The sequence below is a fragment of the Paraliomyxa miuraensis genome, assembly GCF_026337845.1.
In the GTDB taxonomy this organism is placed as follows: domain Bacteria; phylum Myxococcota_A; class Polyangia; order Nannocystales; family Nannocystaceae; genus Paraliomyxa; species Paraliomyxa miuraensis.
The window spans coordinates 74,276-97,075 of record NZ_JAOVZF010000147.1 but is presented as its reverse complement, the minus strand read 5'-3'; the positions used below and the strand labels follow the sequence as shown (position 1 = coordinate 97,075).

17 protein-coding genes and 1 pseudogene are annotated in these 22,800 nt (G+C 71.4%); 7 read left to right on the top strand and 11 right to left on the bottom strand.

What is annotated here, in order from left to right; all coding sequences use genetic code 11:
• Positions 1-25 precede the first annotated feature (25 nt).
• Positions 26-661 carry a CDP-alcohol phosphatidyltransferase family protein gene (locus tag OEB96_RS13995; RefSeq protein ID WP_266216170.1) on the top strand — a complete coding sequence of 212 codons (636 nt, stop codon included), beginning with the start codon at positions 26-28 and terminating at the stop codon, positions 659-661.
• Here the strand turns inward: OEB96_RS13995 and OEB96_RS13990 are convergent.
• Together OEB96_RS13990 and OEB96_RS13985 are read right to left on the bottom strand one after the other, a co-directional pair.
• Entirely contained in the window at positions 620-1,633 is a 1,014-nt protein-coding gene (locus OEB96_RS13990; RefSeq protein WP_266216169.1) for a glycosyltransferase family 4 protein, read from the bottom strand. The two genes, OEB96_RS13995 and OEB96_RS13990, sit on opposite strands and share 42 nt — an antisense overlap.
• Before the next feature lie 8 nt (positions 1,634-1,641).
• A complete protein-coding gene (locus tag OEB96_RS13985) occupies positions 1,642-2,589 on the bottom strand; it encodes a RibD family protein (protein ID WP_266216167.1) in 948 nt (315 codons plus the stop codon).
• Positions 2,590-2,807: 218 nt separating this feature from the next.
• Here OEB96_RS13985 and OEB96_RS13980 point away from each other — a divergent pair, with 218 nt between their 5' ends.
• The 3 genes from OEB96_RS13980 to OEB96_RS13970 all read left to right on the top strand — a co-directional run bounded on the left by OEB96_RS13980 (position 2,808) and on the right by OEB96_RS13970 (position 6,584).
• A complete protein-coding gene (locus OEB96_RS13980; RefSeq protein ID WP_266216165.1) occupies positions 2,808-3,632 on the top strand; it encodes an endonuclease/exonuclease/phosphatase family protein in 825 nt (274 codons plus the stop codon).
• A 16-nt stretch (positions 3,633-3,648) separates the two neighbouring features.
• Positions 3,649-4,713 carry a WD40 repeat domain-containing protein gene (locus OEB96_RS13975; protein ID WP_266216163.1) on the top strand — a complete coding sequence of 355 codons (1,065 nt, stop codon included), beginning with the start codon at positions 3,649-3,651 and terminating at the stop codon, positions 4,711-4,713.
• Between the two features lie 71 nt (positions 4,714-4,784).
• Positions 4,785-6,584: an alkaline phosphatase family protein gene (locus tag OEB96_RS13970; RefSeq protein WP_266216161.1), complete on the top strand. Its 1,800-nt coding sequence runs from the start codon at positions 4,785-4,787 to the stop codon at positions 6,582-6,584.
• 2 nt (positions 6,585-6,586) lie between these two features.
• On the opposite strand, the gene OEB96_RS13965 is transcribed toward OEB96_RS13970, so the two are convergent.
• The 6 genes from OEB96_RS13965 to OEB96_RS13940 all read right to left on the bottom strand — a co-directional run bounded on the left by OEB96_RS13965 (position 6,587) and on the right by OEB96_RS13940 (position 15,274).
• Positions 6,587-7,177, bottom strand: a complete 591-nt coding sequence (locus tag OEB96_RS13965; RefSeq protein ID WP_266216159.1) for a hypothetical protein — start codon at positions 7,175-7,177, stop codon at positions 6,587-6,589.
• 184 nt (positions 7,178-7,361) lie between these two features.
• Complete coding sequence (locus OEB96_RS13960; protein ID WP_266216158.1) at positions 7,362-9,608, bottom strand: PEP/pyruvate-binding domain-containing protein; 2,247 nt, start codon at positions 9,606-9,608, stop codon at positions 7,362-7,364.
• A gap of 54 nt (positions 9,609-9,662) precedes the next feature.
• Complete coding sequence (locus OEB96_RS13955) at positions 9,663-11,087, bottom strand: hypothetical protein (RefSeq protein ID WP_266216156.1); 1,425 nt, start codon at positions 11,085-11,087, stop codon at positions 9,663-9,665.
• Positions 11,078-12,475, bottom strand: a complete 1,398-nt coding sequence (locus OEB96_RS13950; RefSeq protein WP_266216154.1) for a hypothetical protein — start codon at positions 12,473-12,475, stop codon at positions 11,078-11,080. Before OEB96_RS13950 ends, OEB96_RS13955 begins: the two co-directional genes overlap by 10 nt.
• Positions 12,476-12,557: 82 nt before the next feature.
• Positions 12,558-13,823: a hypothetical protein gene (locus OEB96_RS13945; protein ID WP_266216152.1), complete on the bottom strand. Its 1,266-nt coding sequence runs from the start codon at positions 13,821-13,823 to the stop codon at positions 12,558-12,560.
• Positions 13,824-13,888: 65 nt separating this feature from the next.
• A complete protein-coding gene (locus tag OEB96_RS13940) occupies positions 13,889-15,274 on the bottom strand; it encodes an NHL repeat-containing protein (RefSeq protein ID WP_266216150.1) in 1,386 nt (461 codons plus the stop codon).
• A 131-nt stretch (positions 15,275-15,405) separates the two neighbouring features.
• On the opposite strand from OEB96_RS13940, the gene OEB96_RS13935 reads away from it, so the two are divergent.
• Together OEB96_RS13935 and OEB96_RS13930 are read left to right on the top strand one after the other, a co-directional pair.
• Complete coding sequence (locus OEB96_RS13935; RefSeq protein WP_266216148.1) at positions 15,406-15,714, top strand: hypothetical protein; 309 nt, start codon at positions 15,406-15,408, stop codon at positions 15,712-15,714.
• Complete coding sequence (locus tag OEB96_RS13930; RefSeq protein WP_266216146.1) at positions 15,711-16,823, top strand: tRNA dihydrouridine synthase; 1,113 nt, start codon at positions 15,711-15,713, stop codon at positions 16,821-16,823. The genes OEB96_RS13935 and OEB96_RS13930 overlap by 4 nt, the downstream gene beginning before the upstream one ends.
• A 163-nt stretch (positions 16,824-16,986) precedes the next feature.
• On the opposite strand, the pseudogene OEB96_RS13925 reads toward OEB96_RS13930, so the two are convergent.
• Together OEB96_RS13925 and OEB96_RS13920 are read right to left on the bottom strand one after the other, a co-directional pair.
• Positions 16,987-17,700: pseudogene (locus tag OEB96_RS13925) on the bottom strand (CapA family protein); the annotation flags it as partial.
• A gap of 236 nt (positions 17,701-17,936) precedes the next feature.
• Positions 17,937-18,527: a hypothetical protein gene (locus OEB96_RS13920; protein WP_266216144.1), complete on the bottom strand. Its 591-nt coding sequence runs from the start codon at positions 18,525-18,527 to the stop codon at positions 17,937-17,939.
• 20 nt (positions 18,528-18,547) lie between these two features.
• Between OEB96_RS13920 and OEB96_RS13915 the strand changes: the two genes are divergently transcribed.
• On the top strand, positions 18,548-20,482 hold the full coding sequence (locus OEB96_RS13915) for a multiheme c-type cytochrome (RefSeq protein ID WP_266216142.1): 1,935 nt from the start codon (positions 18,548-18,550) through the stop codon (positions 20,480-20,482).
• On the opposite strand, the gene OEB96_RS13910 is transcribed toward OEB96_RS13915, so the two are convergent.
• Positions 20,467-22,752: a DUF3160 domain-containing protein gene (locus tag OEB96_RS13910; RefSeq protein WP_266216140.1), complete on the bottom strand. Its 2,286-nt coding sequence runs from the start codon at positions 22,750-22,752 to the stop codon at positions 20,467-20,469. The genes OEB96_RS13915 and OEB96_RS13910 overlap by 16 nt on opposite strands.
• Between the last annotated feature and the right edge of the window lie 48 nt (positions 22,753-22,800).

Sequence of the window (22,800 nt, the reverse complement as noted above, 5' to 3'; positions counted from 1 at the left end):
CGATGCACGAGACGCTCGTACCGCCATGATCCACGCGTCGTGGATGTTGGTGGGCATCGCGGGCGCGCTACGGCTCGGCGAGCCCGGGGTGCTGGCGTGGGTGGGCGTGGGCGCGCTGGTGTGGTGGATCGGCCGCCAGCGCGGTGCGGTCGTGGTGGGCTTGGCCAACGCGATCACGGCGCTGCGGGTGGTGATCGCGGCTGCAATCGCCACCTTGCCCTCCGACGCCGTCGTGCCATGGGGCGGGGGTCTGCTGCTGCTGTTCTTCGTGCTCGACGGCGTGGACGGCTGGTGGGCGCGCCGCAGCGGCACTGCCACGGCGTTCGGCGCGGCGTTCGACCAGGAGGCCGACGCGTTCATGGTGGCGGTGGTGACCGTGGTGATCACGAGGGCCGAGCTCGCGCCGGGCTGGGTGGTGACGGCGGGGGTGCTCCGCTACGCCTACGTGCTCGTGGTCCACGCGCTGCGCACCCATGGCGAGGCACCGCGCAGCCTCGTGGCCCGCCATGCGTTCGGGGTGCTGGTCGTGACCCTGATCGCGGTGATGCTGGTCCCGTGCCCGCTCACGCGCGTCGCGGTGAGCGTGGGGGCGGCGCTGATCGTGGCCTCGTTTGCGCGATCACTGTGGTGGTCGTGGCGGGGCCCAGTGACGGGCGCCTGAGACGAGGCACTCGGCAGTGTCGGTCCACGAACGAACGCGGCGGTGGGCCCATGCCCGGCGCTGACGCTCGGCGAGCACCTCGGGCGCTCGCGCCAGGGCCACGCACGCCTGCGCGAGCGCGGAGGCGTCGGCCACCAATTCGCCGCCCCAGGCGGGATCGACGTGGTACGCCACGTTGCCTCCCGTGCGCGCGAGGATCGGCCGCCCACACGCGCGCGCCTCCGCGAGCGCCATTCCGTACGACTCCATGCGCGAGGCCGACAGCATCACGTCGGCGTCGAGCAGGGCCTCGATGCACGCGGCGTGGGGGAGCGAACCATCGAGGCGTACGCGCTCGCAGAGCCCGGCGTGGCGCTCCACGGCGGCCACGCACGCCCGGGCGTAGGCGGGCTCGAGGGCGAGGTCTCCCACGATGCGCAGCGCGAGTCGGTCCTCGGGTCGCAGTCGCTCGGCGAGTCCCTCGAGCAGCGGGAGGATGCCCTTGCCCTCGGTCACGTTGGCCACGATCACCGCCTGCAGCGCGTGTGAGCGCTTCGCAGGGCGCGACGGGCAGGGGAGCTCGACCCCGGGCGTGGCCACGATCACGCGCTCACGCTCGACCCCGAGCCCGCACAGCTCGCTCGCGAGGTACTCGCTGGGCACCACGAAGGCCCGGGCGAGCCGCAGGGCGCTGCGTTCGGCGCTCGACAGCGACGAGCGTGGTGGTCGCTCGCCGTGGGCGACCAGCGCGGGAAGGTAGTGGGCGAGCAGGCCGATCGTGCCGGCCGGTGACGCGAGCGTGGCGAGCTCGGGAAGGCGCTCGAGCCACAGGCTATCGACCCACAAGAGCCGTGGCGTGGGCTCGGCGATCGCCTCGCACGCCCGAGCCCACGACAGCACCTCGCACGGCTCCCCGAGCTGGCCGAGCGCGTGGACCAGGCAGCGGTTGTAGCGGGTACCTCCGGTGGTGGGCCCGTCGAGCGCAGGAACCACGAGGGTGATCATTGCGGGGGCTGGGGCTCCGCCTCGGCCGCTCCGAGCCGGCAGTCGAACAGGATGTCGCGGCCGACCTCGAAGCAGCGCGCCTCGAGCCGCAGCGCGTCGTCGAGGTCGAGCACCTCGGGCAGGGTGAAGCCGGGCCGTCCCGAGCCGATGATCACGGGAGAGACCGAGACATGGAGCCGATCGAGCAGGCCCGCCTGCAAGAAGCGCGACACGGTCACCCCTCCGCCCTCGATGAAGATGCGCCGCAGTCCTCGTGCTCGCAGGGCCGCGAGGATGGCGACGGGAGAGAGCCACGAGCCCTCGGCCGCCACCACGGTCACCACCTGCACGTGGCTCGCGAGGGCTGGGGGCGCTCGGGTGCCCTCGCGGTGGATCAGCACGGTGGGGGCGGGTCCATCCTGCATGATGCGACGATCGCTGCCCACGCGACCGCGCGGATCGATGACCACGCGGGTGGGGCTATGGCCCGAGCAGAGCCGCGTGGTGAGCCGCGGATCGTCGTGCACGACGGTGGACGAGCCGACGACCACCGCATCGCACAAGGCGCGAAGGCGGTGCGTGTGCAGGAGATCCTCGTGGCCGCTGATGAACTGCGAGACTCCGTTGTGCGTGGCGATGCGCCCGTCGAGCGACTGCGCGAGGTGGGCGATGACCAGGGCCTCGGCATCGACGCACAGCGGCAAGTAGAGGTCGAGCAGTCGGGCGAGCGCGGCGGCGTCCGTGCCGGCCGGAGGCTCGTGCCCGGGCCAGGACCAGCCGCGCTCTGCGTGGGGATCGAGCACGATCCACGCTCGCTCGAGCTCGACCTCGAGCAGGCGGCGGTCGTCTCCGAGCCGCACTCCCGTGGGCCGTTGGAACGGCCCGTGGCTGCGCACGCGCTCGAGCGTGGCCAACACCAGGAGCCATGCGTGCTCGAGCGCGCGGTTGGGATCGAGAGGGGACAAGGGTGCGAGCCGGCGGCACTCTAGCGCGAAATCCAGCGCAAGACCCAGCGTGAGCCCGAGCACCAGGCCGACGAACTCTCGCGATCGAAGGGCGCGCCCGGCTCGGTCGCGCCGGCGCGGTCGGGTTGGTATCCTGTGCCATGGTTTGGGAGCGCCGACGATCCGCAATCGCGGTGCTCGTGCTCGGGCTCGGCAGCGGATGCTCGCGCGATACCGCCATGTCGGCACCTGGCGAGGAGACCAGCGCGGCCGAGGCCGAGGCCACGGCGACCTCGGCGACCACGGGCGAGGCCGAGGAGGACGATCGGCTGCTGGTGCTGCCGCCGCTCCAGCCCTGTAGCCCCGCAGCCGAGCGGCTGACCGGCGTGCGGGTGATGTCGTGGAACGTGTCGGCCGGCCGCGTCGGCTCGCTGGAGGAGATCCGCGACGTGTTGCTGGAGCACCGACCCGACGTGGTGGTGCTGCAGGAGCTCGACGTGCTGGTGCGGCGCACGGGCAGCGTGGACCAGCCGCGGGTCCTCGCGGACGCGCTGGGCTACTCGTATGCCTTCGCAGCCAGCCTGGAGTTCGACGGCGGAGACTTTGGCATGGCGGTGCTGTCGTGGCTGCCGTTCGCGGACGTGCGAAGGATCTCGCTGCCCTCGGAGAGCGGCTACGAGCCGCGGATCGCCCTCGACACCACGCTGTGCGCAGGCCCGCTACCGCTGCGGGTCGTCGACGTGCACGCCGACTTCGTCCCCTCGGCCAATGCCGCCGGCCTGGTCGCGCTGGGTGAGGAGGTGGGCTCGACGCTCGAGGCTCCGACGATCATCGCCGGTGACTTCAATGCCCCGCTCACGGCCGAGGGCGGGCAGGCGCTGATGGAGCTCACCGGAGCCGTCGATGCCTTGTTGCCGTGGGACCCGGGACCCACGCACGGCGACGGGCGCATCGACCATGCGCTGGTCAGCCCGGCTCCGGCGCTGGTGGTCACGGGGGCCACGACGATCGAGAACGACGCGAGCGATCACCGGGCGCTGTGGGTCGAGGTCCAGCCGCGCTGAGCGGTACGAGGGCAGCATGCGGGTACGAGTCGGCATCGCGTCCTGGGGGGTCCTGGCCGCCGTGGCTTGCGGGGGCGACGAGCTCGCGCCCACGCTCGAGCCCGAGCCGGAGCCCGCGTGCCTGCGCTCCCTGGCGACCGTCGACGGGGACGACCCGCTGTCGTACGGGGTTGCGTGGTCGCCCGCATCCAATCATGCGCTGGGCGGCACCACGTTCGAGCTGCGGCTGCTGGCCATCGAGGACGAAGGGCGGGTGCTGCGGGTGGCCGACCGGTATCGCGGCGAGACCAGCCAGCTCGCGGTGGCCTGGACCTCCGATGGCACGCTGGCCCTCGCGGCCGGGGGCGACGGCCAGCTCCATGTGTTCGAGGTCGACGTGGAGGAGGAACGGATCACCCATGTGGACGCGCTGCGCATCGATGCCACCACGGTCTACGACGTGGCGCTCTCGCCCGACGAGCGCCACGTGCTGGGTTGCGGCCACGGGGGGAGCCTCACGCTGCTGCGCTTCGATCGAGCCGATGCCATGCTGACGATCGTCGACCGCGTGGAGGCCCACGAGCGCTGCGTGCTCGCGCGCTGGTCACCGAGCGGGCGCTACGCGGCGTCGCTGGGCCGAGCCGAGACCACGAGGTTTTGGCGGCTCGATGCCGAGCACGAGCATCTGGTGGAGATCGCCGCGCTGGAATCGGGGGAGGAGCCCGGCGTCGTGGCGTTCGGGGCCGACGATGCCGAGGTGGTGCACGGGACCTTCGGCGCCGAGCACCGGGTCGCGGTGCTGCGCCTGGGGCTCGAGACGGGGGCGCTGCACGAACTCCAGGCGTTCGACGACTTCGCCAGCGGGATCAAGGTCATCGCGCCAGGTCCGGACGCGAGCACGTTCGTGATCGCAGCGCACGATGGCGTGCCGCGGCTGTACGAGCGCGAGCGAGACGGGAGCGGGATCGCGCTCGTCGAGCGGCTTGCCGAGGACGGCAACGGCTCCCACGCCGTGAGCTGGTCACCCGACGGTACGGCGGTGATCCGTGCCGCCAGTCAGCGCGATCGCTTCGAGGTGATCGACATGAGCGGATGCCCCTGAGCCCGTCTCGCGCCGCGGCGCGGCCGGCTTTGGCCTCGGCCCCGGGCTTGGGGCATGCTCCCCCCTGCCGCATGGACTCTCCGAGCACCCCGCGCTGGCTCCCCGCCCGGCTCGCTTCTCCACGGCTGGTCGGTGGCCTGCGTGCCGCCGCTCCCTGGCTGGGGCTCTTGCTGCTCAACGCGCTGTTCGTGCTGCCCGCGGTGGTGTGGCAGCTGCGTCGCCAGCCGCTGCTCGTGCTGGTGCCCAGCGGCGACCTCCTGTTGGTGGTGGCGCTGTGCGTGCTCACGGCGCGTCTGCGGCATGCCGCGTGGATCCGCCGCGTGGCCGTGCTGTGGGCCGTGCTGCTGTGGCTCTACATGTGGCCGGCGTTGATCGGCCAGGTGGTGCTCCGACAGATCCCGCTGCTCTACGATCTCTTGTTCCTGGCCAAGCACGTCGGGGTGCTGGTGATGGACCTGTGGAGCCCTTGGCGCTTCCTCGCGCTGCTGGCCGCGCTGGTGGTGGTGGGCCTCGTGGCGTGGCTGGGGCACCGCCTGTTCGCCGCGGTGGTCGGCACCCTGGCCTCGCGACCGCCTCGCCGCACCGCCCTCGTCGCGGCCGCGGTGCTGCTGTCGATGCTGGGGCTGTCGGCCCTGCACGACAAGCGCCACGTGGTGGGGGCCAGGGTCGAGGGCGAGATGCTCTGGACCACGCCCGCGTTCATGCACAACCTGAAGCTCTCGTACCGGATGTACCGCGACATCGAGCACGGCATCGAGGACTCGCCCTACGCACGCTACGACGAGGACTATCGGCTGGCGCGCAAGCCCGACGTGCACCTCTACCTGGTGGAGAGCTACGGGCGGATCCTGTTCTCGCACCCCGACACGATCGAGCGCTGGCAGCAGCGCATGACGCACTACGAGGGGCGCCTGCGGGGCGCGGGCTGGCACGTGGTCAGCGGGTTCTCCGAGGCGCCGGTCAGCGGCGGTGGCTCGTGGATGGCCGAGGCCACCCTGCTCACGGGAATCCGCGTGCGCTACGAGGCGGTGTTCCGGCACCTCATCGACGACATCGCCAACACGCCCAACTTCGTGCGCTATCTGAAGGCCCAGGGCTACCACACGGCGCTGCTGGCCCCCAAGGATCGGGCGCGGCCCGGGATCACGCTCGAGAACCGCTACGACTACGACTCCACCGTGTTTGCGCTCGACCTGGAGTACGAGGGCCCCGCGGTCGGCTGGGGCATCATCCCGGACCAGTACAGCCTGGGCTATGCCCACGAGCACGTGTTCTCCAGGGTCGAGGGGCCGCTGTTCACCAACTTCCACATGGTGTCCTCGCACGCGCCGTGGAGCGTGATCCCCCGCATGGTCGAGGACTGGCGCACGCTGGGCGAGGTGGAGGGCGAGGTCACCGAGCACATCGACGACGAGCCGCGCGAGAACCTCCGGGAGATCCGCGACCGTCTGCTCCACTATCGCCGGTTCCAGGCGCCGCGCTACGCCTACATGGGCGAGGTCGATGGTCTACAGCTCGAGTCGTTCACCGAGGCGGTCGACTACGATCTGGACGTGCTGGTGAGCCACATCGAGACGATCGAGGGCGACAGCCTGGTGATCATCATGGGCGACCACCAGCCGCCGCTGGTCTCCGATTCCGACGAGACCTACGACGTGCCGATGCACGTGATGGCTCGCGACCCCGCGCTGCTGGCCGAGTTTCGCGCGGCCGGCTTCACCGACGGCATGGCGCTCGATCGCGAGGCCTACACCGTGCTCGACCACGAGGGGCTGTTCTCGCTGCTGGTCCGCAGCCTGGTGCGCTGCTGCGGAGAGCCGGGGGTGGAGCCGCCGGAGCTCTTGCGGTCGGGGATTCGGATCGGGAACTGAGGTCAGGAGCCCTTCTTGCCGTACCGCAGGCGGTAGCGGATGGGCTTGGGCAGCCGGTCCGCCTTGATCGTCACCGACATCGTCATGCTCTGGCCGTCCTCGGAGAAGCGATAGACGTTGGTGCGGCTGCCGTTGCCGTCGAAGATGCGCTGCACGAGCTTGCCGTCGGACCACCGCTGGCTCACGTTGACGGTGTCGCCGAATTGGTTGACCCAGCGGACGGCCGCTCCGCTCGCGGGAGACTCGATGATCCGCCCCCCGATGTAGCTGGTGCGGAGCGTGTCGCTGCCGAGGCTGAAGTCGATGGTCTCGATGACGGTGTTGACCTCGAGCAGGCGAGTCCGAGCGATGCCCCGGATCAACGGGCTCATGTCGGCGATGGCCTCGTCGACGGCCTGCTCGATCGCGACGCGACCCTTGTTGCCTCCCGCATAGCGGAAGCTCTGCTCGAGCTCGGCGTTGGCGTTGGCCACGGTGGCGCTCGCGTCCGAGCTCGCGTCGGGGCTGGCCTGGGATGGTGAGGCCCATCCGGCCAGTCCTCCGAGCATGAGCAGCATTGCCGCGGCAGGAGACACGACTTGCTTGATCCGCACGGGTCGAGGATAGCAGTCCCGCCCGCCGTGCGAACGCGATTGCAAGGAGACGGCGCACGAGCCCGGATCCGAGACGCAGTGTCCGTTTTTCGAGAGCCGTCCCGAGTGTCTCGGCGGGGTGACGGCGCGCTCGCGCACGGCCGTCCGGCGATTGCTCCAGGTGAGGCCTCGCGCCCGCGAGGGGCTACCGGCAGGAGCCCTCGAGCACCTGGTAGGGCCGCGCCGCGAACGGCCGGATCTGCTTGAGCATCAGCGCTCCGTTGGCGGTGAGCTTGAACTCCAGGTCGAGCATCACCTCGGTCCCCTCGGGCGGCGTGGCGTCCACCGGGTAGCTCGCGGCGACCGCATCGAGCAGCTGGGCCAGCTCGCGCACGTGATCGTCGCTCAGCACCACCTGCCCCGGCGGGACCAGCGACGAGGCGACCTCGCGATCGATCGACACCACCTGCCCCCCTTCCACCAGCACTCGATCGAGCTCGGCCACCACCCCGGGATTGTTGCCGACCACGTCGACCTCGCCCACCTGCACGTTGATGGTCAGCCGTGGGTCCTCGAGGTCGATGGGGTTGCCGGTGAACGCGACCCCGTTGGCCTGCTCCCCGGCAAAGCGCGGGTTGGACAGCACACCCATGCCGACCTCGGAGTGATCGAGCTGGTAGTACTCGCGCTCCTCGTAGGCCCCGAACGACCACAGGCTGGCCCAGACCCGCTTGAGGGCCACGTCGACCGGCTTGGACTTGCGGCCGGGCTCGCACGCCGACTCGAGGTCGGCGGGCAGGTCGGGTCCGCAGCCGCTGATCGACTCGTAGAGCCCGGCGCCGTTGAAGGTGAGGCTGTCCTCGGCGTTGGAGGACGAGCGGAACCGCATCATCACGTTGGCGTCGCCGGTGACGTCGACGATGCGGGTGCGGATCTCGTCGAGCAGGGCCGGGTCGACCACCCCGCGCTCGATCATCTCGGTGCGCAGGCTCTGCAGGCGAGCCCCGCGAACCGATGCATCGGAGCGAAACTCGTCGTCGTCGAGCCACCGCGTGATGGTCTCGGCGTAGGTGAGCACCTCGGTGCCTGCGCTGACCGGGGCCTCCCAGGTGTTGCCCTCCATGAACGCGCCGTAGGCCGACATCGGGATCCCAAAGCCCTTCGTCACCCGATCGGGATCGGCGACCGAGCGCAGCACGGCGAGGCCCGAGACCTTGCTGCCGAAGCGCGAGACGGCCTGGGTGCGCTCGTCCGGGGTGCTGGTCGGGATCGCGTCGAGGTCGAGCAGCTCGGCGAAGGTCCAGTCGGGCGGGGCGGAGAGCTCGGCCTGGGGGCGGGTCTGGGCCCAGTGGGCCTGGGCCTCTTCGACGGTGGCCTCGCGAATCGAGTAGAAGGTGGGCAGCGCCTCGAGCCGCACCAGCATGCCCTCGTAGGGCGCGAACACCTCGAGCGCATCGTCGACCTTGGCGTTGGGGGTGCCCCGCAGCGAGGACAGCACGTTGAGGTGGGTGAGCACGTCCTGGCGCTCCTCGGTGATCGAGGCGGCCATCACCCCTTCGATCAAGAGCGGTGCCTCGTCGAGCACCACGATGTCCTGCCAGCCGAACGCGGTCGGGCCCGCGGCGAGCAGCGCCTCGCTGGTGAACCGGCGCACGCGGCCGTAGGCCAGCCCGGGGGTGTAGGCCTCATACTGAGGCCCGGCCTCCTCGGGGAGGATGAGCACCGGGAACGGCGGGTCGACCCACGACATGGCCTGCTCGAGGTGGATGTCGGCGTCGGTGGTGTAGGCGATGGGGCCGATGCCGATGCGATCCTGGAGCTGGCGGTAGACCTCGTAGATCTGGTCCTCGGTCAGCAGCTCTTGCGGCAGCGCGAGCGTCTCCACCGTGAACACGTACTGGATGCCGCTCGGATCGGGCACGCTCAGCTCGGAGATCGTGCCGCCGTAGTACTCCCGCGTGGCGCCCTCGATGACCAGCTGCTTGTAGCCGTCGTAGCTCAGGCCCGGGAAGTACGGCTCGAACGCCTGCGCCATCAGGCAGTGATGGCTGCGGTACCAGTTGGTGTCGCCGAGCACGGTGGGGATGCGTGCATTGGGGATCGAGGGCACCAGGTACTTCACGGCGCGAGACAGCGCCGCGTTCTTGCCGTGCCCGATCGACAGCACCGTCCAGGTGTCGGCGTCGTCGATGGTGAGCTCGCAGGCCGAGTGCCCCACCCGGGCCTCGGCCTCGCTGCACACGTCGCCGTGCGGCAGGCAGGACCGCTCGGGGTCGCCGAACGAGCCCACCTCGCAAAAGCACCGCGCGGTGGCGGGGTCACAGTACGCGCCCTCGGCGCAAGAGCCTGCGCAGGGATCGGGGGCAGGGTCGTCGGGGCGGCAACCGTAGAGGCCCAGGAGCGCGATCGCGACCGAGCCGAGCCACCAGTGTCGTCGTGATCGAAAAGCCAAGGTCCCGAGTATAGCCCGAAGCTCGGTCCTTGCGACCCGACTCGACCGCCAACCTCACCCGCAGTCGCAGTTGGGCACCCGCCGCTCCACGTGCCGCACCCCGGTCATGAACCCGCCGAGCACGAGGTCCTCGCCGGTGGTCAGCTGCAACGAGATCGGCTCGTCCACGCGATCGAACGGCAGCGGCAGCGCGAGCTTCCAGACCAGCGTGCCCTCGTCGGACCAGCGAAGCACCAGCAGCTCCACGTCGCTCTCGCGGCCGGGCATGCCCTGGGCCGTTCGAATCACCACGTGCGCGTCGCCGTAGGAGTCGACCCTCAGGTCGGGGAGGCTGGAGGTGACGGTGTCGACGGCGTAGGTGAGCGTCCACTGCTCGGGGTCGCCCGCGTGGCCGCTGCCCAGACGCAGCAGGCTCTGGTCGGCACCGATCGTCTGTCCCAGGGTGACCACGCGCCCGCCCGAGTCGGCGGCGAGGCGAAGCGGGGGCTCGACCCTCGTGCTCGTCGCGACCGCGTCGCCATCCGGCGCGGAGAGCCAGCGCACCTCGCCCGAGAGGCCCCCGTCGTCGGACCACGCGGGATGGGTGAGCACGAGCAGACCGTCTGCATCGTAGACCGCGCGCGGGATCGGGGCGTCGCCGGTCGCCGTGCTCACCGCGATCGGGGTGGTCGCGGTGGAGTCTCCCGTGGCGGCATCGTAGGCCAGCAGCTCGAGCTGCTCGAGGCCCGGGGTCATCGAGCCCTCGATGGCCGGCTGGAGCAGCAGGGATTCGTCGTGCGCGAGCAAGGTCCCCGTGCGGGGCGCGACACCAGCTCCGTTGGCCAGCGCGATGGCGCTCGACCACAGGAGCGTGGGGGCGCCCAGCTCCACGCGGGCCGCCACCGTGACGGGCGATCCCATGCCGTCCACCCCGCGGACCGACAGCAGCAGATCGCCCGAGGGATGGAGCCGCAGATCGACCAGGCGGCAGGGCTCGCACGGCAGCGAGAGCGGCAGGGTCCACAGCTCCTGGCCTCCGACATCGAGCCGGGCGAGGGTGATGGCCCCTTGGCGCTCCTCGGCCACCACCACGTGGTCGTCGCGCTCGACCTGCACGATCACCTGATCCTCGGGATCGAGCAGGGCCGAGGGATCGAAGCCGTCGTAGGTCCACGCGAGGTTGAGCTCGAACTGGCAATCGGGCGGGCACACGCCCGGGGGCAGGGGAACGTCGGGGGCCACGTCGAGCTTGAGCGGGGCCAGATCGAGGCGCGTGCCCTCGTCGAGCCCCTCGCTGGCGCCGTCGCTGCCGTCTTGGCCCGAGGTCGGGCCGAAGGAATCGGGGCTGGTGGTGGGGTTGGCGGTGACCGGGCTGGGGTCGTCGAGCGAGACGGTCGGCCCGCAGCCCAGTCCGCCGCCCAGCACGGCGGTGAGCATCCCCGACGGACCCGCGGTCGCGAGCCAGGGGCGCGGGATTCCGAGGCGCGGGCTCAGTCGCATCGGCACGTCTGCTCCCTGCGCTCGAGGTGAAGGCGACCGTCGACGATGCCGGCGAGCACGAGACCGTCGTCGACGGTGGCGTCGATCGCCACGGGATGCGACGAGGTCTGTAGCGAGAGCGGAATCGAGGTGGACCACACCTCGGTGCCGTCGCGCAGACGAACGAGCTGCACCGTGCCGCCGCGTGGATCCTCGGGTGTCCCCGCAGTGGCGTGCATGGCCACGATGGCGCTCCCCGACGAGTCCACGGTCAGCGCGGGCGCGCTCGAGGTGGTGGTGAGCACGCCATCGGAGAACACCCAGGGTTGCTCGCCGTGGCTGACACCGCTGGCTTGAAGTATGACCTGCTGCGAAGAGAAGTCGAGGTGGCCGGCCATCACCAGCTCGTCATCGAGCCTCTCGGCCATCGCCTCGGGCACGCCAGGGACGAGCACGCCGTCGAATGGCAGGAGATCCTCGCGGTCGAGCCACACGACGTAGCTCTGAGCCTCGTTGGGGTCGGGCAGCGTCATCACCACGCTGCCATCGCTCAGGCCGCGGCCGCGCGGGGGCGGCGAGGGGGTGTCGATGGTCTTCGAGTCCAGGACGACATAGTTCGCGGCGTACTCGTTCTCGTACACGAAGATCTCGATCCACTCCTGGGACGACCAGCGCGAGAACTCGCTGGCCTCGGTCACGAGCATGACGGTGTAGACGTCGTCGAGGGGGATCACCGAGCCCACGGTGGGCGGGATCACGTTCGTCCCGTAGATGGTGTCCCACGCCTTCCACTCGAAGTCCTGGGTCTGCAGATCGAAGCGGCCGAGCGCCAGCACCTGATAGAAGGAATCGAAGGAGCCCTGGCCGAGCACCGCGAGCTTGCCCGAGGGGTAGAGGGCCAGGTCGAGGATCTCGCAGTTGCAGTCGAGGCTGGCGGGCACGGACCACGCCAGCTCGCCCTCGGCCGTGATCTTGGTCAGCTGCGGGAACCCCAGCAAGGAGGTGGCCACCACCCAGCCTCCGTCGGGCAACGCGAGCATGGTCGAGAGCCACTGCTCGGGGTCGGAGACCTCGTCGTCCCAGGTCCAGGTGATGGGGAGGTCCACCTCGCAGCCGGGAGCGCACTCGCCCGGCAGCGGGGGGAGGTCGTCGATCGGGTCGTCGTCGGCGGCGGTGCTCGCCTGGGTCGAGCCGGTCGAGCCGCTCGTGCCCTGGGTGTCCGCACTCGACGACACGGGAGCGTCGCCCGACGAAGACGATGCCCGTGGTGGGCTGGCGTCGAGCGAGACCGTGGGGCCGCACGCGATCGCGAGCCCGACCCACGAGGCCGCGACGGCACGCACGAGCGTTCGCAGTCCCTCGCCGAGGGAGCGCGAACGCGCTGCCGTGTCCTCCCGCTGCATCGACATCCGACTCCGTGATCCGGACCCCACGATCATCGGGGTCCCCGCTCGTCAGGTCCAGACCCCTCGGGCGGGGCGTACCTGCGCGTCAATCGCAGGCGCAGGCTTGCTCGAAGCGCTCCACGCGGAGGTCGCCCCCGACCACGGTGCCCACGATCAGGCCATCGTCCTCGTCCACGACCAGCTCGAGCGGATCCGGAGTGGCCATCATCGGAAACGGGCGGGTGGCGCCAAAGCGAAGCTGGCCGTCGGCCGTCCAGCGGGCGACGTCGAGCGAGACGACGATCTCGGTCTCCCCGGGTGCGATGCGGGGGGTGGTGCGGGCGGCCACGTAGACGTCGTCGTCGGGGCCCACCGCGAGCGCGGCGCGGGTGTTGGCGGTCGAGAGCATGGGCTGCGAGATCGTCCAGCGCTCCGGGTCGGAGCTGCGGCGGCTGGTCACCTGCAAGGTGATGGTCTCGTTGCCATCGCTGCGCGCCAGCTCGAGCCGACGGCCGGCGGAGTCCACCCGTAGATCGTCGAGCACGATCGGCAGCGGCTGCTGGGTGAGCAGCGCGTAGTTGGGAGGCAGCAGCCGCGAGCTGGCGGCTCGGATGGGGTCGGAGTCCTCGTCCCGCGACGCGTGCCCCAGCAGCAGCTCGCCGCCCTGGCCGGGCTGGGCGAGCAGCGGCCAGCCCGCGTCGGTGGGGGACTGGCCGATCACGGGCCTGAGGGTGCGCACGTCGCCCTCGGCGTTCAGCTCGAGCACCTCGAGCACCTCGCCACCCTCGACTCCTCGGACCCGCGATTGCACGATGCGATCGTCGTCGAGCACCACCAGCTCCCCCGCGCGCGAGCTGGCGGAGGGCACGTAGCCGAACGTGACGTCGCGGATCCAGCGGATCGTGCGTGCACTCGCATCCCAGCGGGCGACCAGCGATCGTGCAGGGATCAACCCATTCGCGGGCGCGCTGGCCGACAGCAGCACGTCGCCCGAGGGGTGCAGCACCACGTCGACGAGGCGGCAGTCGGCGCCGCAGGGCAGCCCCGGGTTCACCGCCCACTCCAGCCCACCGTCGGCGCTCAGGCGAGTCAGGCCGATCACGCCGTGGAGCTGCTGGGTGCCCAGGGTGAGCGCGCCATCGGGGCTCCGCAGCATCTCCACCACCGTGTAGTGATTGGGGGGGCCCTCGTAGGTCCACGAGGGGAGGAGCAGCGGTGTGCACTCGGCCGGGCACAGCTCGAGCGGGGTCTCGCCGTCGGTGGTGTCGCCCTCGCCCTCGCTCGAGGTCGAATCGTCGCCCGCGCTCGTCGACGACCCCGTGGCGGGGGTGGTGTCGAGCGAGGTCGTGGGCTCCGCGCAGCCAGCGAGCAAGGCGAGTCCCGCGATGGCCGGCCACCGCGGGCCACGAGCTCGGGTCGAGGGCCATCGCATCGTGCTCACCCACACTCACAGGATTGCGTGCGGCGCTCCACGCGAAGACGGTCGTCGACGATCGCAGCGAGCAAGACTCCATCGTCGTCGTCGATGGCCAGGGCGAGCGGACGCAGGCCATCGTCCACGCTCATGAGCTCGCTCGTGGACCAGCGCAGCTCGCCCTCGGGAGACCAGCGCAGCACCCCGATCCCCACCAGCGGCGCCGCGCCCTCGGCGGGGATCTGGGTGGTACGGACGGCCAGATACGGATCGCCGTCGGGCCCCAGCGCCAACGCGGTGGCGCTTGCGGTGGTGCTGGGAAGCTCCATCGTGGCCACCCACCCGGGGTCGTGGCTCACGGGGCTGCGGTCGGTCAGCACCAGATGGGTCATCGATCCCGAGAACAGGTGCCCCACGTCGAGGGCGTGCCCGCGGTCGTCCACCACCAGGTCGTCGAGCGGATAGGGCAGCGAGGCATGGGCCGTGGGATTCCACAGCGGGGGGGCGAGCCGGTCGATGCGACCGTAGAGGTTGGCGTCCCAGCCCGCGAACACGCCGATCACCACCGTGCCATCGTGGTCGGCGCGGGCCAGCAGAGGAGGCCGGGACTGGGTCGGCGCGCCCTGCATCAGGTGTTCCTCGGCGACCACGAGGCCCTCGTCGTCGTAGACCACCATCCGCGTGTCTTGCAGCAGATCGAACTCGATCTTCGCCGACATGAACAGCTGCGCCGCCTTGCCGTCGGGGAGCGCGGTGATGTCACCGCTGCGCACCTCGACCGTACCGAGCGGAGCCAGCGGGCGGGTGGTGGTCCACACCTCCTCGTGCTGCTCGGGGTCGTAGCGCATTGCGATCAGGGAGAAGGCGCCGTCGACCAGCCACCCCGAGGCGGACACGAGCAGGTCTCCCGAAGGGTGCCTTGCCATGTGGCTCGGGTCGCACACGTCGCAGGGGAGCGGCACCGGAACGTTCCATTGCAGCTCGCCGTGGCGGTCGAGCCGATGCAAGGTGGCGCCGCCCTGACGCAGCTCGCCGAGGGTGAGCGTACCGCTGGGCTCGCGCAGCATCGTGCCCATCGCGTGGGTGCCGGGCCGCGAGGGGGTCGAGGAGGGCGCGCCCTCGTAGACCCAGTCGAGCGCGAGGCGAAACGAGCACTCGGCGGGGCACGTGCGAGGATCGTCGGGCATGGGCCCCGGCCCCGTGCTGGCGTCCGAGGTCGACGAGCCGCTGCCCTCGAGCGCGGGCAGTCCGTCGCCCGTGGTGCCGGTCGTGACCTCGGGCTGCGAGGGCGAGGGCTCGTCGAGCGAGGCGTCGCTGCTGCACGCGAGCGCGAGCACGAGCACGGCGAGCACGGCCGGGCGCGCGTCGTCGCGTTGGTCGACTCGCCGAGCTCGAGGTGGAGACGACATCGCTGTCATCGATCATCGTGGCCCCGCGCCGTTCCGTCCAGGGCGGCCCAGCGCCCGGTGCCTCCTCGTGGTGGGGCCGCGCACGGAGCGGCTTGTGCGGCGCCGCGCGTGGGGCCATGCTCGCACGCCTCATGTCGTCCGTGGTTGCCACCGCGATCCTCGAGCTGGCCGAGAGCACTGCGCCCGGTGGCGTGACCATGGGTCGCATCGTCGACACCCTGGAGGGCCAGGGCTTTGCGCCCGAGGTGGTGGAGCAAGAGCTGTGGCGGCTGCTGGCGCTGCGCAAGCTCACCCCCTGCGGCTACGTGTGTCGCAAGGTTCGCCGCCGTGACGGGGTCGGCGAGCTCGAGCAGGCCCGCAGCTACGAGCTGCTGTTCATCCCCTGGTCGGAGGATCTCGATCGCCAGCTCGAGCTGCGGCTCGCCGAGGGCGATCGATGAGCGACGCCGCGGTCGAGGCGGCCTTTGGCCTGCGTCATCGCGCCGCGCCGCGCCCCGACGCACCGGGGCTGTTCCTGGCGCTCGCGCCCATGGATGGGGTGACCGACTGGGTCTACCGCGATCTGCTGACCTCGCTCGCCGACGATCAGAGCGGGATCAGCCTGTGCGTGTCGGAGTTCGTGAGGGTCACCCGCGATCGCGTGCAGCCGCACGTGCTGCGCCGCATCTGCCCCGAGCTCGATCGCGGCGGCCGCACCCGCGCGGGAGTGCCCGTGTTCGTGCAGCTGCTGGGCGGCGAGCCCGAGCCCATGGCGGGCAGCGCCGCGCTGGCCGCCGAGCTCGGCGCGCCCGGGATCGACATCAACTTCGGGTGCCCCGCCAAGACCGTCAACAACCACGACGGCGGAGCCACCATCCTCAAGACCCCGTGCCGGATCGAGTCGATCGTGGGCGCGGTGCGTCGGGCCGTGCCCGCGAGCGTGCCGGTGACGGTCAAGATTCGCCTGGGCTGGGACGGCAGCGATCGCCTGGCCGAGATCGCGGCCGCGGCCGAGGCCGGAGGCGCCGAGTGGCTCACCATCCACGCGCGCACGCGGCTGCAGCTCTACCGCCCTCCCGTGGCCTGGGACGCGCTGGCCAAGGCCCGGCTCGCGGTGCGCATGCCGGTGGTCGCCAACGGCGATCTGTGCACCGAGGCCGACCTGCGTCGCTGCGCCGAGCAGTCGGGCTGCCACGCCTTCATGATCGGCCGCGGCGCGATGGGCCGACCGTGGCTGTTTCGCCAGGCGCGAGGCCTGCCCGAGCCCGACTACGAGCCCGTGCGCTTCTCGGCGCTGCTTGGTGAGTATGCGGCGCGCCTGCTGCTCCATGGCGCGGGCGAGCGCGCCGCGCTGGGGCGGCTCAAGCAGTGGCTGCGCCTGGGGGCGCCCGCGTTCGCCGAGATCGATGCCCTGTTCCAGGCGATCAAGGTCCTGCCATCGCTGCCGCAGGCGCTGGCCCGGCTGCAGCTCCGGCCGGAGGACACCCAGCCCCCTCCAGCACCAGGTCGTCGCCCTCGTCGCGAAAGCTCGAGCCCAGCGGTTGACCGAGCGTCCGCACCCGCTCCTTGACCTGCTGCCCCATGTACCCGGTGGCCGGCGCGGGGTGCTTGATGGGCACGCTCTTGACGAACACCGGGTGGAGCACCACGCGCTCCATGCAGCCGCGCTCGTCGTAGCGCACGCGCAGCACTCCGGTCTGGCGCGGCACGTCCTTGACGTTCTCGAACAAGAAGTTGCCCAGCGAGTAGGCGATGAGGCCGTGACCGTGGCGCTCGATGCCCTGCAGCACGTGCGGGTGATGGCCGATGACCAGATCGGCGCCGGCCTCCACCAGCGCGTGGGCGGCCTTGCGCTGGGCCCAGTCGGGCTCGTCGGCATACTCCACGCCCCAGTGCACCAGCACGATCACCAGGTCGTGCTCCACCCGCGCGTCTGCCACCAGCGGCACCAGCTCGTGCTCGATGTCGCTCAGCTCCAGCAGGGGCTGGGGCGGCACTCCGGTCAGCGACGGGATGTTGGCCTCGGTGGTCACGGCCAGCAGGCCCACCCGCCAGCCCTCGCGCTCGATCGTCTCCACCCGAAGGCGCGGCGCATCGAAGCGAGCCGCGCCCACGCCCACGATGCCCAGCTCGGCGAGGATCTCCGGGGTCTGCTCCACGCCCTCCGCCCGCAGGTCGAGCGCATGGTTGTTGGCCAGCGACAGCGCGTGGAAGCCCGCGGGCACGAGGTGCTCGGCCAGCGCCGCGTCGGCCCCGAAGCTGTAGCGCGTGCCAACCGGGCTTGCATCGGGCAGCGTGCGCACCAGCGGCGTCTCGAGGTTGCCCACCACGAAGTCCGAGCGCAGCAGCTCGCCGACCTCCGCGAACGGCTCGTGCTCGCCGTCGGGGATCGGATCGTAGCCGTCGTCGCGGTAGCGCCCGAGGATCACGTCGCCCACGAAGGTCATCTCGAGCGGTGCGGTGCGCGAGGGAGGCGGTGGAGGCTCGGGCCGGGGCGCATGCACCACCGCGGCCAGCACGGGCGTGGGCTCGGGATGCATGGGCGGCTGGGCAACGCTCGGCCGGGGTCCATCATCCTGGTCGGCCCGCACGGACGCGTCGCCTGGTGGCGCGCACGTGAACAGACACGCGGCCGCCAGCAGCCGCAGCACGCCGCGCGAGCGGGGCCGGGGCTCGGCGAGGCTCAGCCCGGGCGGTCCGGCTGCGGGAACGCGCGGCTGCACTGATCGAGCACCCACGGAAACTCTCCTTCGTTGCGGCCCATCAGCACCGCCACGCACGCGGCGGCGGCGGGGCTGGTCTCGTCCACGCAGGCCGCGAGATCGGCCGTTCGCGTGGCCTCCATGGTCCTGACCGCCGAGGACTCCTCGCCTTCGGTGTCCACGTAGTACTGCCGCGCGCCGTCGAGCATGCTCACGCACGCCGCCTTGGGGGAGGGCAGCGGCTCGGGCAGCTGCCGGACCACCCGCGCGCGCAGGTGCCGGGCCTCGGCGTCGTAGTCGGGCATGGCCTCGATCCCCCGCACCTGGTTGCCCACGTTCCCGATTCCGTCCTTCCAGGGGCTCACCAGTCCATGGCCCTCGCCCGCGGGCGGCTGAGCGTCGCCCGCGGGTCCGTCCGTGCGTCCCGGGCACCCGCTGGCCAACAGCAAGGTGGCGGCGGTCACCGACGCGCCGAGCACGAGCGACCCCGCCCACGACCCGGCGAAGCGGCCGTGAGCGCGGTCCAGCCGGGTCGGAACGAGGCCGGCGGCGGGTTCGCGCCCTCGAGGCATCGACGTTACGATAGCCCATCATGCCCAGGCGGCGGAGTTTTGGCCCTTTTTGGCGCAGGGCCCACGCGGGCGTCCTGCTCGTCGTTCCCTGGCTGCTGCCGTACCCGAGCGTCGCTCGGGCCGACCCGACCGTGCCGGGTGAGCTCACCAACCCGCTGATCGAGGCCAACGGCTGCCAGCTGTGCCACACCTATGACAACGCCACCGGCCACGAGGGGCAGCCCCGCTATGCCCCGTTCTACGGCTGGCAGGGCTCGATGATGGCCAACGCGGCCCGCGACCCGGTGTTCTGGGCCGGCGTTGCGCTCGCCGACCAAGACCACCCCGGCGAGACCACCGAGTGCATCCGGTGCCACTCGCCGCGCGCCTTCCTCGAGGGACGCGGGGGCGCCACCTCGATCGATGCGCTCGATCCGGCGGACTTCGATGGGGTCACCTGCGAGGCCTGCCACCGCATGACCGACCAGGGCGCGCTGGGCAACGCCCAGTATGCGATCGACGACGTGCCCGGCCTCGATGGCCTCGTGCCGCGTCGCGGGCCGTGGGCCTATCCAAGCCCGGGCGGAGGCGATCCGCCCCACGACTGGATCATGGATCCCTTCACCGGCAGCGCGCAGCTGTGCGGTACCTGTCACGACGTCACCACCCCCCGCGAGCGCCTCGACGACGATGGCTTGCCCATGGGCACCATGTTCAACGAGCAGCGCACCTACTCGGAGTGGGCGGGCAGCGCCTTCGCCCAGCCCGGTGACGACTTCCGCTCGTGCGTGGACTGCCACATGCCCGCGGTGGCCGACAAGCCCGGCTGCAACCAATTCGTCGACCAGAGCGCCCATGCCACGGGCGGGCGCCGTCACGATCTGGTGGGGGCCAATCGCTTCATGGTGGAGCTGCTGCGGGCCGAGTACGGCAACTCGGGCACCGGAGCCGTCAACGACTTCTTCTTCAACCAGACCCTCGAGCGCATGGACGAGCTGTTGGCCACCGCGGCCACGCTGGAGCTGCAGGGGCCGGCGCAGGTGCACCTGGGCGAGGGGCTGACGGATCTGCAGGCCACCGTAACCAACGAGACCGGCCACAAGCTGCCCACCGGCTACTCCGAAGGTCGGATCATGTGGCTCGAGGTCGCGGCGAGCTACGGGGAGCAGGTGCTGTGGACCTCGGGCCTGTACGTGCCCGGCATGGGGCCGCAGGAGGACCCGCAGCTGCGCGACTACCAAGGGGTGGCCGAGCAGTATGCCACCGGGACCACCATGCACCTGCTGCTCAACGATCACTGGGTCGAGGACACTCGCATCCCTCCGCGGGGGCTCCAGCCCAACGTGGAGACCGATCCGGTCGGCTCCCGCTATCCGCTGCAGGGCGACGGCACCTGGCCTCACTTCGATGTGGCCACCTACGCCTTCGACGGTCTGACCGACGTGCAGGACGCCACGCCCGGCGATCCCTCCGACGACGTGCTCGACGTGCGCGTGCGGCTGCTCTATCTCGTCAATACGCCGCAGTACGTGCAGCGCTTGGCCGACGACAACACCAGCAACGATGCGGGCAACGAGGTGGCCATGCTGTTCGACACCCTCGGCGGGGCGCCCCCGCTGGTGCTGGCCGAGCAGTCGCTGAGCGTGCCGATCGTGGGCTTTGGCGAGCCGCCGGTGGAGTCCACCGGGGCGGTCGACGACACCGCCGGAGTGGTCGATTCCAGCGGGGGGGCTCAGAGCACGGGACCCAACCCTGGCACCACCGGCATGGGCACCGGTTCTGCGACCGAGACCGAGGGACCCGGGCAGGATGACGAGGGGGGCAGCGGTTGCAGCTGCACGACCGGCGCCGGCGCTGGATCGGATCGTGCTGCGTGGTGGCTGCTGGTACCGCTCGGATGGAGGGCGCGCCGACGCCGAGTCGGAGCGCAGGCCCGCGACTGGGCCCGCGACTGGATCCACTACTGGGCCCGGTAGGTTCGGGCGAACGCAGGCCGCTCGGGTAGGGCGCGGTGCACGATGGCCTGCGCCCACTCTTGATCGGTCATGCGCTCGGTGCTCGGCCGCTCGAACGCGTACACGCTCGAGACCGGCCCGCCGTAGACCGCGACGTCGCCGCCCTGATCCACCACCACCACCATCAGCTCGGGATAGCCCGTGCCCATCTCGAGCACCGTGTCGTGCGCGCCATCGGTGTGCACGTCGGTCACGATCGGCTCGGCTTCACCACCCTCGGTGTGGTGGTGGCTTCCGCCCATGTCGCGCTTCTGCTTGCGCTCGTTCGTCCACATCGGGTTCCAGTAGAGCGCGGGGTACCAGCCGTCGTAGCTGCGCGTGCCGCCGTAGCCGTCGTCGGCGTGGCGGTCGACGGTGCGGTTCAAGAACGCCAGGTCCTCCGCCGACATCGGCTCGCCGCGCAGCTCCTGCTCGCTCAGCCGGGCCAGCCGCTGCATCACCTCGCGGAAGTGGGCGGCCCATGCGGGCACCGAGCCGAGGAAGGGGTCCTGGGCCACGAGCATGCTGTCGCCCTCGTAGAACGCCACGAGGTGCGCGGCCGCCTCGTCGAGCTCGCGATGGAGCTCGGGCAGCGGCTCGACGTAGCCCTGCGGATACTGGCAGCCAAAGAACGCCTCCGACTGCTCGACCGACAGCACGGTGTCGTGGCGAAGCTCGGCCCACGAGGCCAGCACCGTCTCCATGCGGTGGTCGTGCCAGGCGGCCGTCTGCATCACGGCCGGCAGGCGCGGATCGAGATCGGTTCGCGCCACCGCCATCAGGGCCTGCAGCCAGTGGTTGTAGAGGGTCTCGTCGAGGGCCGTGGGCTGGATGGCCTGCAACGTGGCGCGGGTGGCCGCCAGGCGCCCGGGCAGGGCGGCGCGCTCGGGCAGGGCCAGCTCGTCGGCGAGCGCGACCACGGCACGATCGGAGCCCAGCGCATGGGCCACGTCATAGGGCGAGGCCATCGTGCGCGCACCCGGACCCGTGACGGGCGGCAGCGCGGGCGAGGTGGTCTGGGCGGTGACCCACGCGTCGTAGGCGAAGCGCTGGGGAAACAGGCGCATCGTCACCGGAACCGCCGAAGGTCGAGTGCGGCTCGCGTCCGAGCCGGCCATGGTCTTGGTCACGTAGGCCGGGCCACCCTGGGCGGCATACTGCGCGGTCATGTCCGTGGGTCGACCCGCGCAATCGGGCGCCCCCGCCTTGGCGCACAGCGCCTGGAGATCGGCGGGCGTGAGCGCATTGGGTCGCCCCACGTGCAGGCGATAGAACCGCTCGATCGCCTCGAACGCCTCTTGCTGCCCGCTGCGGGCGAGCGCCGCCGCCAGGGCCCGCGCCGCCGCCTCCTCGCGGGGATTGGGCGGTGCACCGATCTTGGGATCGTGAAGCCGCAGGTCCATGCGGCCCAGCCACATCATCGCCTCGAAGTAGCGCTGCAGCGCCTCGGTGCGGCGGTAGTGACCGCGGGGGATGAACTGCGAGAAGTCGTGCTCGATCTCGGCGCCCATCATGGTGATGATGGCTCGCTGCTTTCCCTCCACCGCGGCGAGGATCGGCGCGATCTCGGCCGGGGGCGTCGGGCCGCGCCAGGGGCCGTTCAGCAGGGTGCGGGCCACCGCCAGGTGGAGCTTGGCATCGCGCTGCGCCGGGTCGGCCTCGTCGAGGGCAGCATCGAGGCCGTCGAGCACCGTGGTGAGCATGGGCAGCAGCGCGCTCTCCTCGGTCCGCTCGAGCACGTCGTCGTAGCTGCGGTGCCACGCGTGCAGCACCGAGTCGGCGCTGATGAACACCGGGAGGTCGGCCGCGAACACGCGGTAGTACACGTCGACCGGTCCCGCGCCGGCCGGCCCCCGCGGGGGCACCACCACGAAGCCCAGCGCATGGAGGCGCTCGCGCTCGGCCTCGGTCAGCGCGAACGCCTTCACGAAGCCCTGGTAGTGGGTCGCCGCGGGCACGTCGAGGCCGTGGGCCGGGCGAAACGCGGGCATGCGCTGCTCGAGATCTCGCGCCGACAGCTCACCCTCGGTGGCCAGGGCCTGCTCGAACGCGGCGCGCAGGCGTCGAGCCTCCTCGCGAGACGCCACGTCCGCGGGCGCCACCACGCTCGGCGCAGCGGCTTCGGGCCGGGCTTCGGGCTGGGATTCGGGCTGGGCCTCGGCCGCTGCGGTCGGCTCCCGCTGGCACGCGAGCACGAGCAGGAGGGCGGCACAGCAGCGTCGGAGCGCAATGGTCGAGAGGGTGGCGGACATGCACCGCCTCGACGCCTCGCGGCATTCGAAGGTTCCCGAGCTCATGGC

What these genes read in the sequence shown, in the direction of transcription:
- OEB96_RS13995 (WP_266216170.1), top strand. Translation starts at nt 26, where the DNA reads ATGATCCACGCGTCGTGGATGTTGGTGGGCATCGCGGGCGCGCTACGG.
- OEB96_RS13935 (WP_266216148.1), top strand. Translation starts at nt 15,406, where the DNA reads ATGTCGTCCGTGGTTGCCACCGCGATCCTCGAGCTGGCCGAGAGCACT.
- OEB96_RS13940 (WP_266216150.1), bottom strand. Translation starts at nt 15,274, where the DNA reads ATGTCGTCTCCACCTCGAGCTCGGCGAGTCGACCAACGCGACGACGCG.
- OEB96_RS13975 (WP_266216163.1), top strand. Translation starts at nt 3,649, where the DNA reads ATGCGGGTACGAGTCGGCATCGCGTCCTGGGGGGTCCTGGCCGCCGTG.
- OEB96_RS13955 (WP_266216156.1), bottom strand. Translation starts at nt 11,087, where the DNA reads ATGCGACTGAGCCCGCGCCTCGGAATCCCGCGCCCCTGGCTCGCGACC.
- OEB96_RS13970 (WP_266216161.1), top strand. Translation starts at nt 4,785, where the DNA reads ATGGACTCTCCGAGCACCCCGCGCTGGCTCCCCGCCCGGCTCGCTTCT.
- OEB96_RS13910 (WP_266216140.1), bottom strand. Translation starts at nt 22,752, where the DNA reads ATGTCCGCCACCCTCTCGACCATTGCGCTCCGACGCTGCTGTGCCGCC.
- OEB96_RS13930 (WP_266216146.1), top strand. Translation starts at nt 15,711, where the DNA reads ATGAGCGACGCCGCGGTCGAGGCGGCCTTTGGCCTGCGTCATCGCGCC.
- OEB96_RS13915 (WP_266216142.1), top strand. Translation starts at nt 18,548, where the DNA reads ATGCCCAGGCGGCGGAGTTTTGGCCCTTTTTGGCGCAGGGCCCACGCG.
- OEB96_RS13950 (WP_266216154.1), bottom strand. Translation starts at nt 12,475, where the DNA reads ATGTCGATGCAGCGGGAGGACACGGCAGCGCGTTCGCGCTCCCTCGGC.
- OEB96_RS13980 (WP_266216165.1), top strand. Translation starts at nt 2,808, where the DNA reads ATGTCGGCACCTGGCGAGGAGACCAGCGCGGCCGAGGCCGAGGCCACG.
- OEB96_RS13920 (WP_266216144.1), bottom strand. Translation starts at nt 18,527, where the DNA reads ATGCCTCGAGGGCGCGAACCCGCCGCCGGCCTCGTTCCGACCCGGCTG.